This window comes from Propionivibrio sp. (assembly GCF_016790145.1).
Classification (GTDB): domain Bacteria; phylum Pseudomonadota; class Gammaproteobacteria; order Burkholderiales; family Rhodocyclaceae; genus Propionivibrio.
On the sequence record NZ_JAEUOI010000139.1, the window covers coordinates 1 to 11,953 of the forward strand.

General features: G+C 59.1%; 14 protein-coding genes. 4 read left to right on the plus strand and 10 right to left on the minus strand.

Annotated features, from left to right (window positions below):
* Positions 1–1,075 (minus strand): FAD-dependent oxidoreductase (locus JNM42_RS11650; protein ID WP_294269806.1); only part of this gene is annotated, 1,075 nt, incomplete at its 3' end.
* 197 nt (positions 1,076–1,272) lie between these two features.
* Between JNM42_RS11650 and JNM42_RS11655 the strand changes: the two genes are divergently transcribed.
* Positions 1,273–1,992, plus strand: coding sequence for an HAD-IA family hydrolase (locus tag JNM42_RS11655; protein WP_294269809.1), 720 nt, complete (start codon positions 1,273–1,275; stop codon positions 1,990–1,992).
* A 130-nt stretch (positions 1,993–2,122) separates the two neighbouring features.
* Here the strand turns inward: JNM42_RS11655 and JNM42_RS11660 are convergent, their stop codons facing one another.
* Entirely contained in the window at positions 2,123–2,890 is a 768-nt protein-coding gene (locus JNM42_RS11660) for a class I SAM-dependent methyltransferase (RefSeq protein ID WP_294269812.1), read from the minus strand.
* A 28-nt stretch (positions 2,891–2,918) separates the two neighbouring features.
* Entirely contained in the window at positions 2,919–3,293 is a 375-nt protein-coding gene (locus JNM42_RS11665) for a hypothetical protein (protein ID WP_294269815.1), read from the minus strand.
* A gap of 310 nt (positions 3,294–3,603) precedes the next feature.
* Between JNM42_RS11665 and JNM42_RS11670 the strand changes: the two genes are divergently transcribed.
* Positions 3,604–4,044 carry a hypothetical protein gene (locus JNM42_RS11670; RefSeq protein ID WP_294269818.1) on the plus strand — a complete coding sequence of 147 codons (441 nt, stop codon included), beginning with the start codon at positions 3,604–3,606 and terminating at the stop codon, positions 4,042–4,044.
* A 387-nt stretch (positions 4,045–4,431) separates the two neighbouring features.
* Here JNM42_RS11670 and JNM42_RS11675 read toward each other — a convergent pair whose 3' ends face one another.
* Together JNM42_RS11675 and JNM42_RS11680 are read right to left on the minus strand one after the other, a co-directional pair.
* Positions 4,432–4,881, minus strand: a complete 450-nt coding sequence (locus JNM42_RS11675; protein WP_294269820.1) for a hypothetical protein — start codon at positions 4,879–4,881, stop codon at positions 4,432–4,434.
* Between the two features lie 336 nt (positions 4,882–5,217).
* Positions 5,218–6,123 carry a LysR substrate-binding domain-containing protein gene (locus JNM42_RS11680; RefSeq protein ID WP_294269823.1) on the minus strand — a complete coding sequence of 302 codons (906 nt, stop codon included), beginning with the start codon at positions 6,121–6,123 and terminating at the stop codon, positions 5,218–5,220.
* Between the two features lie 159 nt (positions 6,124–6,282).
* On the opposite strand from JNM42_RS11680, the gene gstA reads away from it, so the two are divergent.
* Both gstA and JNM42_RS11690 read left to right on the plus strand, forming a co-directional pair.
* Complete coding sequence (gene gstA / locus JNM42_RS11685) at positions 6,283–6,894, plus strand: glutathione transferase GstA (protein ID WP_294269828.1); 612 nt, start codon at positions 6,283–6,285, stop codon at positions 6,892–6,894.
* Between the two features lie 65 nt (positions 6,895–6,959).
* Positions 6,960–7,745 (plus strand): class III extradiol ring-cleavage dioxygenase, encoded by a 786-nt coding sequence (locus tag JNM42_RS11690; RefSeq protein WP_294269831.1) that lies wholly within the window; start codon positions 6,960–6,962, stop codon positions 7,743–7,745.
* Between the two features lie 84 nt (positions 7,746–7,829).
* Here JNM42_RS11690 and JNM42_RS11695 read toward each other — a convergent pair whose 3' ends face one another.
* The 5 genes from JNM42_RS11695 to JNM42_RS11715 all read right to left on the minus strand — a co-directional run bounded on the left by JNM42_RS11695 (position 7,830) and on the right by JNM42_RS11715 (position 11,783).
* A complete protein-coding gene (locus tag JNM42_RS11695) occupies positions 7,830–8,942 on the minus strand; it encodes a poly(3-hydroxybutyrate) depolymerase (RefSeq protein WP_294269834.1) in 1,113 nt (370 codons plus the stop codon).
* A 265-nt stretch (positions 8,943–9,207) separates the two neighbouring features.
* Positions 9,208–9,606 carry a PEP-CTERM sorting domain-containing protein gene (locus tag JNM42_RS11700; protein ID WP_294269837.1) on the minus strand — a complete coding sequence of 133 codons (399 nt, stop codon included), beginning with the start codon at positions 9,604–9,606 and terminating at the stop codon, positions 9,208–9,210.
* 32 nt (positions 9,607–9,638) lie between these two features.
* Positions 9,639–9,974 carry a hypothetical protein gene (locus tag JNM42_RS11705; RefSeq protein WP_294269840.1) on the minus strand — a complete coding sequence of 112 codons (336 nt, stop codon included), beginning with the start codon at positions 9,972–9,974 and terminating at the stop codon, positions 9,639–9,641.
* A 587-nt stretch (positions 9,975–10,561) separates the two neighbouring features.
* A complete protein-coding gene (locus JNM42_RS11710; protein ID WP_294269842.1) occupies positions 10,562–11,005 on the minus strand; it encodes a nuclear transport factor 2 family protein in 444 nt (147 codons plus the stop codon).
* Between the two features lie 10 nt (positions 11,006–11,015).
* The gene (locus tag JNM42_RS11715; protein ID WP_294269845.1) at positions 11,016–11,783 is read right to left on the minus strand and encodes an SDR family NAD(P)-dependent oxidoreductase; all 768 of its coding nucleotides are present in this window, start codon (positions 11,781–11,783) and stop codon (positions 11,016–11,018) included.
* Between the last annotated feature and the right edge of the window lie 170 nt (positions 11,784–11,953).

The window sequence follows — 11,953 nt, forward strand, 5'->3', positions numbered from 1 at the left end:
TCTCGATCCAGGGGAAGGCGTTTTCCTGGCCGATGGCCACCAGCACTTCGTCGCATTCCATGAATACATCCGGCTCGCCGGTAGGAATCAGGCTGCGTTTTCCCTTGGCGTCGTACTCGGCGCGCACCCGCTCGAAGAGGACGCCATTCAGTTTTCCTTTGTCATGGACGAACTCCTTCGGCACATGCATGTTGATGATCGGAATATCTTCATGAATGGCGTCCTCCTTTTCCCACGGCGAGGCCTTCATTTCCTCGAAGCCGCTACGCACCACGACCTTGACATCCTCTCCGCCCAGCCGGCGTGCCGAGCGGCAACAATCCATCGCCGTGTTGCCGCCGCCGAGAACGATGACCCGCGGAGAGATGCGGCTGGTGTGTCCGAAGGCGACATTGGCCAGCCAGTCGATACCGATATGGATATGTGCTGCGGCCTCCTGGCGACCGGGAAGCTCGGCGTCGCGCCCGCGGGGTGCGCCGGTGCCGACGAAAACGGCGTCCCAGTCCTCGGCAAGCAAGTCGCGCAGGCTATTGACCCAATGGTTATAGCGGGCTTCGACGCCAAGATTCAGGATATAGCCGCACTCTTCATCGATGACGTTGTCGGGCAGACGGAATTTGGGAATCTGACTGCGCATCATGCCGCCGGGAAAGGCGCCGCTGTCAAATACGGTCATCCGGTAGCCGATCACCGCCAGATCGCGGGCCACGGTCAGCGAAGCCGGACCGGCACCGACGCAGGCGATGCGCTTGCCGTTCATTTTGCCGGGCCGCTTTGGCAGGCGATCCTGGATGTCGTCCTTGAGATCGGCGGCGACCCGCTTCAGCCGGCAGATGGCCACCGGTTCCTGGTCCAGCCGGCCACGGCGACAGGCCGGCTCGCAAGGGCGATCGCAGACGCGCCCGAGAATTCCCGGAAAAACATTGGAACGCCAGTTGATCATGTAGGCATCCGAGTAGCGCCCGCCAGCAATCAGGCGGATGTACTCGGGAACGGGGGTATGCGCCGGACACGCCCACTGACAATCCACGACCTTGTGAAAATAGTCATGGGCGCCGATATTCGTCGGTATCATGTGCGTTCAGCCTCCAGTCACTGTGGCTAAATGATATTCGGCCGCTTGCCGCCAGCCCCACCAAGGTTTGCACTGTAGCACCGTCTCACGCCAAGCAGAACCCGTGTTGTGGTTGTGCGAAAAATATTCCGCCGATTTTTCCCTCAAGTCAAAAAAGTCGGCTAGGCTTGGCACTTGTTGTCCGGTGGTGACTGATCATGGCCCTGCGCGCACTCATCTTTGACGTCGATGGCACCCTTGCCAATACCGAGCGTGACGGCCATCGCCCGGCGTTCAATGCGGCCTTTGCCGAGGTGGGGCTGCCCTGGCACTGGGACGAGGCCTTCTACGGCACCTTGCTGGTCACCGGCGGTGGCATGGAAAGGCTGCGCCACTATGCCGAACATTTCGACCCGGCGCTGCTGGCGCGACCCGATTTCGAAGAACTGATGCACCGCGTACATGAAATTTCGGCGCGCAATTACCAGCGGCTACTGGCCGCCGGAGCCATCCCCTTGCGTGCCGACATCGGCCAACTGATCTGCGATGCGCGAACCGAGGGGGTACGGCTGGCCATCGCCTCCAGCTCGAAGCTGGATAACGTTGTCGCCCTGTTGCGCGCCAATCTCGGCCCGAATGTCGATACCTGGTTCGATGTCATTGCCTCAGGCAACGTTGCGGCGGCCAAAAAGCCCTCGCCCGAAATTTACCAGTGGGCATTGAAGCAGCTCGATCTGCCGCCACGCGATTGCCTGGCCGTGGAAGACTCCCAGTATGGCCTGGCGGCCAGCCTGGCGGCAGGCATCCCGACCGTGATCACGGTCAGCGATTACACCAGCAAGGAGAACTTCGATGGCGCGCGCATGGTGCTGGCAGAAGCGGACCGGGTTTCACTCGAAAAACTGCGTCTCTGGCACGCAACGGCGAGCACCTCGTAGCCGTAAATCAATCGTATCCAAAGTGAACCACCAAATCACCAGAGAAAGCACCATGAAATTCAAGGTCTCGGTTCTGTTTTTCCTGGTGTAACCTGGTGTCCTGGTGGTTCGCCTTTGACCTTGCCTGCTTTTACCCTTTCGCCTTCAACGACTTTTTCGGGTAAATGTCGAAGCGACTCGATTTGCCTTCCAGCGCATAGCCGGGCGGCTCGCCGGCAATGACCGGCGCCTTGCGCGGCCGCTTGACGACTACCCGGTGCGTGGCCAGCGTCAGCGCCGCGGCAAGCAGGGCCGGTGCATCGTCGTCTGATCCCGCCAGCGGGCGAAACAGGCGCATTTCCTTCTTCACCAGAGCGCTTTTATCGCGCGGCGGAAACATCGGATCGAGGTAGATGACCTGCGGCGGCTCACCGTCCCACGCACCCAGCAAATCGATGGCGTTGCCGCAGAGCAGACGCATCTGCGCCACAATCGGCCCCACTTCGGGATCCGCCAGCGCTCGCTGCAAGCCGTCTTCAAGCAGGGCCGCAATCAGCGGCTGGCGCTCGATCAGGGTCACCGCACAACCCAGCCTGGCCAGCACGAAGGCATCGCGCCCCAGCCCTGCCGTGGCATCGACCAGCAGCGGGCGGACTCCCGGCTGGATGCCGACGGCCCTGGCGATCATCTGCCCGTTGCCGCCACCAAACAGCCGCCGATGTGCGACCACCCCGTCGACAAAGTCGACCCGGACCGGCCCCGCTGCGCCCCGACCCAGTTCAACGAACTGCAGGCCTTGACGACCCACCTGCAGGGCAAACTCGGCGTCGCCATCCATCCGTAATTGCAGCCGTTCGGCCCATCCAGCCGCCGCCTGGGCAAAGGCCGGTTCCAGGGCTTGCATGCAGACTGTGCTCATCCTGCTTGCCTTACGCTACGCAGCGAAGCTAGATCACACAACGCCGGGTCAATGTTTGCAGCACCCGCGCACGTTCGCGGCGCCCCGCATAGACCAGCGTCCAGATGCGTTTTTCAAGATCGGCATGCTCGCCGGTGCGCTGTTCGGGGGCGTAGTGCACTGTCAGAACCTTGCCGATCAGAAACTTGGGTGACTCACCGACAATTTCGGCCATCTCGTTGGCCAGTCCGTCATCCGTCGTAAATGCCGCCACACAGCGCGCCAGGTGAATGGCCTGGGCTGGACTCTCCAGTTCGAGCGACGCAAGGTGTCCGGCACCCGCAGCCGTCACCGGGTCAGTCGATACCTGCATGGCATCAACAATCAAGCGGGTAATGCGCAGACATTCCGAGCGGTCTTCCATGGTTTTTTCCTGAATGAATTTGAAGAACAAGCAAGCGGGTAAGGAACAAGGGATTTGCACTTGTTGCCGGCTGCGCCAGTTTAGCGGGCAATGCAGAATTTGTCCGACGAGATTGAAGCCGCGACACGCTCTTTGAATCTGCAGCGCAGTCGGCTTGCGAACAGCGCTGCAGCGATTCTGTAAGACTTTGTAAGCGAGGTCGGCGAAACGCGACCGCTCACGTTATCCGTCTCAGATAGCCGTCCATACCAACTGAGTCCCACAGGCGGCAAAGGTCCTTTCGGACACACTCAAACATCAAGGAAAAAACATGAAGCAAAGCATTCGCCGTTTCGTTGTGATCGCCGCCGGTCTGCTGACGACCTGCATGGCAAGCGGCTCCGCGCAGGCACAAAATCCGGTTCTCGGCGGCCTGCTTGGCGGCGGCACCGGTGCCCTGGTTGGCCAATCGGTCGGCGGGCGCAACGGAGCCATAGTCGGCGGTGCGCTGGGTGCCGCTGCCGGCGTCGCCATCGCCAGTGACTATCGGGGAGGGGCTGGCTATTACGCCCCCCAAGCGTATTACCCACCCCAACCCGTCTATTACCCACCTCAACGTGTCTATTACGCGCCCGAGCCCGTCTATTACTATGCTCAACCGAGGGTCGTCTACTCTCCCCCGGTGTATTACCAGCGCTATGGAGGCAACTGGGAGCACCACTACCGGCATGGCCATGATAAGGGCCGTCATCATGGCTATGAGCACGATTGAGATTCGGACCACGATCATCACTGGCATTGAATTTCGGCGCCAGCCGGTCATCAAAGCGCCTGCTCGATCTGCTTTTCAAACCATTCGGCGAAAAAGCCGGTCATCGCCTGCAACTTTGCAGAGGGATTCACCAAGGATGATCAGTTTCGATGCTGATCCTTTAGTTACAAGGGCAGCGTCGATGCATAATCGGCCTGCAAGGCAAGCAGGACGGACGTTTCGGGGCATCCATGGGTGGGAGGCAAGGTTCATGCGGCAACTGAGTCAATCGGCTTAGAGGTCGCCATCCGATGCGCGTTACGGGGCGGTTACATTTTTCAGGAAAACAATTGTGGTCTGTCCCGGTTTTAGTCCCCACGGTTTTAGTCCCCATTGTGGGAACTGTAATCATTTTGCTTCCCCCTTAACGAAAATTAATGATTCAAGGCTAGGTTTGTCTTTTGAAACTTCTGGGCACATGAAAGATGATGGATACCATGGTCCAGGAATATCTCCGCCACCACGACCATATCTAGTCGATGTGCCTAAGACCTTTCCGTCGCTTCGCCTGATGATTTTGTGGATAGTCCTAATTACATGCGGATCACCAACAACTAAATTGATCTGGTCACGCTCAAAATAAAACTCACCCAAATCGGACGCTTTATCTTTGGGCGGAATATGAACATTCCCCCATTTGTCGAACCTTTCCGCCGGCAACTTCACCGTCTCGTACACCTTGATTCCTCCGTCGATGGCGCATAAGCGCGTGACTTCCACATCGGCCGACATCTGGCTCGGCGTGGCACAACCAGAAATTGCCATGGCAGTAGCAACCGAAATGATTAGATGTTTCATGCGGCGACCTCAAAAATTGGTTGTTTTGTGCTTCTCGAACAATTGGACTGATTCGGCGGCAATGTGGCTGCGCCAGAATATCCGCATAAGTCATCACCTCGCCATTGGCAAAACGCAGTTCGCCGATCAGCGGGGAGGCGTCGATCCAAAGAGATCCAAAGGGATGTTCAGAGACATTTCCTATTTTCAACGCCCTGAAGGCGCATTCAGACTCCCTGAGCAACGCTCCCATTTGTCATTCAGTATCAGAGCATACTTGCATTACACACGGCTGACTCTAATGCAAATATCAACCCCGATTGCGATTCTTGCAGCACAAGTTGTTGGGCCGGCCGGTCAAAGCGCCTGATCTGGCTGCTTTTCAAACCATTCGCCGAGAAAGCCGGTCATCGCCTGTACCTTGGCCGAGAGATGCCGGCGCGTCGGATAGACCGCATGGATAGGCAGGCGCCGGGTTTCCCAGTCCGGCAACAGGCGTACCAGCAGGCCGCGCTCGATCAAGGGCAGCAGGATGAAACACGGGGCGTAAACGATGCCGCTGCCGGCCACCGCCATTTCGGCGAGGAACATGCCGTTGTTGGCCTTGATCGAGCCACCGACGCGGATGCTGAGCGCTTCGCCCTTGTGATCGACAAACTCCCAGTGGCTGCCTGTCGCTGAAAACGCGTAGGTAAAACAGGTGTGCCGGGGCAGATCGTCCGGCGTCAGCGGTGTCCCGGCGCGTGCCAGGTAAGCCGGCGCGGCGGCAATCAGCAGTGCCGTTTCTCCGATATGCCTGGCCACGACATTTTCACTCCCTACCCGCCCGACACGAATCGCCAAGTCAAGGCCTTCTTCGGTGAAATCGGCGACGTTATCGGAGAGCACGATATCGAGCGCGATTTCCGGGTAGGCCTTGGAAAATGCGGCAAAGGCCGGCGCCAGGCGCAGTACCGAGAGCGCGATGGGCGCCGTCAGTCGCAGGCGGCCGCGTGGGTGACGCGCTTCGCCGGAAACACTGGCCTCGGTTTCTTCGAGATCGGCGAGCAATTGCGTGCACCGCTCAAAGTAGGCAAAGCCGGCGTCGGTCGGGCTCATCCGTCGCGTCGTGCGGTTGAGCAAGCGCACGTTGAGATGCGCTTCGAGCTGCGCCACATGGCGCGACACGGCAGAGGTGGAGAGGCCGGTCTGCTCGGCGGCGGCGGCAAAACCACCGGCCTCGATCACCGAGCAGAAAACACGCATGGCTTCGAATTTGTCCAATTTATTATCCCGATTTTTGCAACACAGATTCAATTGTATATGTGTTTACTCTTGATAGCGGGACATTTACAGTGCAATGCAACGCGGGATCACCCTTACCAGCCTTTGTGTTTCTGGTTATGTCTTGCGTTTCACCCGTCCACCTCAAGGAGCTGCAAAATGAAACTCTACTTCGCCCCCGGAACCTGTTCGTTTTCGCCGCATATCGCCCTGCGCGAAGCCGGCATCGATGTCGAACTCGTTCGCGTCGATATCAAGAAGCATGTGCTCGCCGCCGATGGCAGCGATTTCAGCACGATCAACCCGAAAGGCTACGTCCCGGTTCTTGAACTTGATAACGGCGTTCGCCTGACCGAAGGCCCGGCCATCGTTCAATACATCGCTGATCTCAAGCCCGAATCCGGTCTCGCGCCCAGGGCCGGGACGCTGGAACGCTACCAGTTGCAGGAATGGCTGGGATTCATCAATTCGGAAGTGCACAAGGGTTTCAGCCCGCTGTTCAACCCGGCGACACCCGCCGAATACAAATCGATCGCGCTGAGCAATCTGTCCAATCGCCTGGATTACCTCGCCGGCCATCTGGCGAATAACGAGTTTCTGATGGGCCAGCAGTTCACCGTCGCCGACGGCTATCTATTCACCGTGCTGGGCTGGGGTCAGTGGGTTGGGATCGACATCAAGCAGTGGCCGGCTCTCTCCGCCTTTGTCGAGCGTGTTGCAAGCCGCGCCAGCGTAAGCGATGCGCTGGCGGCCGAGGCGGCGAAAACATGATGTTCCTGTAAATGCAGCGCCGGGGGCGGCAACAAATGCCGTCCCCATACCATAGGTAACACAGCATGAACTCCAAACAACCGATTCTCTTTCTCTCGCACGGCTCGCCGATGACGGCGCTTGGCGGTGACGAACTGACACAGGTGTGGACGACGCTCTCCACCCGACTAAGCAAACCGGAGGCGATCGTGCTCGTCTCCGCCCACTGGAACACGCGGCTGCCGATTGTCGGCGGCAGCGCGCAGCCCGAGACGATTCACGACTTCGCCGGCTTTCCCGATGAACTTTATGCACTGCGCTACCCGGCACCCGGTGCACCCGAACTGGCGCAGCGCATCAAGCAGCAACTGGGCGACGCCGGTATCGCCGCCGGCATCGACGCCAGCCGCGGGCTTGATCACGGCGCCTGGGTACCGTTGCGTACGCTGTTTCCGGCGGCGGACATTCCGGTGCTGCAACTCTCGGTTCAGCCCGAACGTTGCGCTCGACACCACTACGCGCTCGGCGCAGCACTGGCGCCGCTGGCCGACGACAACATCCTGATCGTCGCCTCCGGACACCTGACGCACAATCTGGGCGAATACATGCGCGGCAAGCCACACGCCGAAGAAACACAGGCCTTCCGTGACTGGGTACACACCCACCTGCTGGCTGTTGAGAGCGAGGCCCTGTTCGACTGGCCGCATGCCACGCCGCATGCAAGCTTTGCGCACCCGACACCGGAACACTTTCTGCCGCTGTTCGTCGCGCTCGGTGCGGCCGGGCCGAAGCACACCACCGAATGGCTCGGTGGCGGCTGGGTCGCCGACTCGCTGGCCGCCGACAATTACCGCTTCACGCAGGCGAGATAGCGCGATTGTGCCGGCGCCAGTCAGGCCGACCTGAGCATCAATCGCTACAGCTCGCCAGGGCAGCGGGCTGATTTGTCCTGCGATTTATCGCCGGCCTGAAGTGATCTGCTCGACCATGGCGCGAATCGCCGAGAGCTGGACGCCCTTGCGGGTGGCGAAGTTCTCGTCGGTGTAGCCCCACCAGTCCCAGCAGCCGTTGGGGTTGCGGTCGGGTATGGAGACCGCCTGCGGGTAGAGAACGACGATGTGGTTGCTTTCGGCCCAGCGGTTGTAACCGGCATTGCGCACGAAGGTGGTGCCGTAGTACAGGTCACCGCCCTGCACCGGTCTCAGTGGCAGATAGTTTTGCCCCTGTTTGCAGCCATGCAGGGCGACATGCAGGCGGCATGCTTCGCCCCTGGCGCAGGCCGCCGGGATGTAGGCCCAGCCGGTGCTGTCCATGCCGCTGCTCCACGAAAAGCGGTTCCCGGGCACGTAGGGGGTCTGGTCGAACTGCACCAGGCGAGCACTGACTGGCCCTTGTTTCGGCTTTTTCAGATCCCCGTAGATCCAGTTGAGGATGACCTTGGCCGCGTCAAACTTGCACTTGCCGATGTAGGGTGATTCGGATACGCCGCAGTCCTTGCCGTAATCCAGGGTCGGCATGGTGTGCGAGGCCTTGCTCAGGCGCACGCTGACGAGGTTCTTTTCCGGCACGGCCAGAAGGCTGTAGTAGTCGGACAGTTGCTCGGCGATCGGCACCGGCACCGTCTGATCCTTGTCGCCGGCGAGGATCAGGACGCGCTGGCGCGTCAGGTTGGCGGGGTCATCGATCAGCCCCTGGGCGGCAAACTGGCGGGTTTCGCTGACCAGAATCGGCAACTCGGTACTGGTCTTGGAAACGCCGCACAGTTTATGTGCGGGGTCGATCGTACACGAGCATTGCGTGGTCGCCCGCAGGACGTTGCCCTGGCTACAGAAGAACGGCCCTCCGGCGATAACGCCCGCGCCCTTGACGATTGACGAATAGGCCACCTGGAACTGCACCGAAGCGAAGGCCCCGGAGGAGAGGCCTGAAATCGAGGTTTCGCCGATATCGATATTCAGCGCCGGCAGTTTCTCTGGCGTGGCACCGTGGACCGCAGGCAAGGAGGCAGCGAACGCGGCCAGCAGAAAAAACAGGCGGTGCAGGCGGCGGGAGAGAAAAATGGACATCATGGACTCCTTCTCAAGATTGCGGCAGGGAATAGACTGCATTGCGTCAGACTGAAAATATTATGGCGTCAGCGATTGCCGAAGTCATGTGGAACACCGGATGACTTTCTCATTGTCCCGATACGCCATTCACTCCAGACAGTGCGCCCGGCGTTTGAGCACATGCTGAAGACTATCTGATTACGGACGATGACTTGCGCGTATGCGCTTTTAGCCAGGAGGCACATGATCAGCAACACACCTCCAGTGAGGCGAAGCGGTAAATGGCTCAATGACTCAATGCCCACGGATGTTGGTCAGACGACTTCTGCTTCCTGCGTCGTACCACGCCTACCAGACCCAAACCCGCCAGTAAAATGGTGTAAGTTTCGGGCTCAGGAACCAAGGCGGCGACATCGCCGGGGCGAACCGCCCAGGCATTGAACTGACTATCAGCACCGAGGCCGTACTGGGCGCCTATGGCGGCATCGAAGAACCACGCGCTGCTGAACGGATAGGGCTCATACGCAGTACCTGACCAGTAAATAAAAGACCTAAGGTTCTTGACCAGGCCAACATCCGCCTGGCCATAGTCATCGATCGTGCCCTCGCCAAACACACCAAAATCAGACTGGAACGTGCCAACAGTGGAATACTTTCCCTTCAGCTTCAGGTTGACGTAATACATGTAGCTCAGCTCGCTGTGCCGACTTGTGATATTTAAGCCAATGTCGGTGCTGCCATCGTATGCGGCACTGTAGTTCCAGTCAGAGCCCACTGGCGAATGGCGGCCAAGTGCCAACCGGTCAGCGACTCGCCAGCGACGCGTGAGATTTTCAGGCTGCTGGCACACGTCTTGGCATCACTCCAGTTCATGTTGACGTCACCATCGTAGTCGCTGGTCTTGGCGTATTTGGCGTCCTGCAGCCAGGTTACTTTAAGAACATCACCGTAGAGCAGACCGCCGCCTCGGTCATTCAGCGCCGCCTGCACCGCGCCGTTGCTCAGCCAACCCGCCGTAGCCAGTGCCAAGCTCACCTGCTTCAATCCAGACATGTTCGCCTCTTTCTGGAGTATGCCAAACGAGCATAAGCTTCCCCCCCCTGGAACCCTCTGTCAATACCCTTTTCTGGGTAATTATGCGTATCAAGTACTGCATCAACTAACGGGAAACCCATGAGTTGCACTATGTTTATAAAACCGATAAGACTATCGAACACGCCGCAGCACGGACAACGAGGAAGTTTTCAGGCGATGGCCTGCGCGACGGCGTAGTGAATCGTCGTGTTCGAGTATGGCAAGCGACATTGGGCCCGTCGGGCGTCCGCGAGGGACATATTCTGTGGGCAAGGCAATCGTTTTTGGTTCAGCGCCGTGTTTCCTGGAATCATCCACCGCGAGTGCACTGTGTGATGCGTTGAATTAGACGAATTAGGTATCCCTTACACGCATGTACCAGCAGAATCCTGAAATAAAGGCGGGAAAGGTCCTGCAAGTATCGGAAAAATCGACCCAATCCATCAATCATCGCGTCTTGGCCGGTCAGGCCGCTAATGCCCACCGGTGAGTTGCGTCAAAAAATTAATGTGCGTGAAAGAGATAGCTTTATAGACGAATGCCCGGGTTCAAGAGCTTGACCGGTTTCAACGGGTCGATTCCCTCGTCATTGCATTTTTCAGTCGGCGCATCAACCAGCCGATGCCCGGCAACTTGGTGTAGAGTTCTTCGGCCGCGTCCCAGTAGTCGCGGTGCCAGTTCACCTTGCCTTCGGCGTTGAACTTGAGGTGCGACACGCCACGAATGACCTGTGCTTTGTCGCGTCCCCACAGCCGCAGGTGGAAGTAAAATTCCCATACCAGCAGTGCGCCATTTTCATCGACAATGCGTTCGCTGATCGCAAAGCGTGGCTCGGAGACCTGCAGGAACATGTGAGTGAAGATGCGCTGAATCGGGGCCAGGCCGCGCACCTCGTTGAAAGGATCCTTGAAAAAGGCATCTTCGGCGTAGTAATCGGCAAAGTGCGCCACGCTGTCCGGGCGCAGGCTCTCGTAAAAAGCGATCAGCGCATCGAGGCTGGACTGTTTCATCTCGACTCCATCAGGCGCCGGTCAGACGGCGTATCAGCGGAAAATACAAGCGGTACGGCAAGTGCGCGAGCAGCTTCATCGCCCGCGTGAAGCGCTTCGGATAATCGATCTCGAAAGCATTGCCAGCAAATCCGTCCAGCGTTGCCTGTGCGGCGGCTTCAGGCGTCAGCAGAGCCGGCATGGCAAAGTCGTTTTGTGCCGTCAGCGGGGTGGCGACAAAACCCGGATTGATTATTCGTACACCGATCCCCTTGGCTTCAAGATCAATGTACAGCGCCTCGGCAAAGTTGATCAGCGCGGCCTTGGTCGGGCCGTAGATCAGTGATTTAGGCAAACCGCGATAACCGGCAACGCTGGCCACAAAAGCAATCTGCCCCGCGCCCTGAGCAAGCAGTTGCGGCACGACACAGGTGGCGAAGCTGACCGCACCGACGAAGTTCACCTCGATCATTCGGCGGGCCGTTGTGCTGTCGAGTTCCCAGGCGCGCATCGGCACGTAGTCGCCGGCCAGGTAGATCGCCACGTCCACCCCGCCCCAGGTTGCCAGCAGGGCATCCCAGGCGGCGCGCAGACTCGCTTCATCGGCGGCATCGCAGGGCAGCAGCAGTGCCTCTCGCGCACCATCGGCGACCTCTTCAAGCTGCGTCACCTTGCGTGCGGAAAGCGCCACGCGTGCACCTCTTGCCAGCAGCAAGCGGCCCAAGGCCGCACCGATGCCACTCGAAGCGCCGAGCAACCAGACGCGCTTGCCCTGCCAGTCGGTGATCCTGGGGTTCATGCCTGAAATCCAGTGAGTACTGTTTTCATAACTCCTCCTGGGGGTGAGGGTAACGGGCAGGCCAGCACCTTTCATAAATCGGGGTGGCGCATCCCTGCCCGAAAATCGAACTTGTAGTCGACGCTCAGAAATCTCAATGTCACTTCAGCACCGTGCCGTTCAGATCGTCC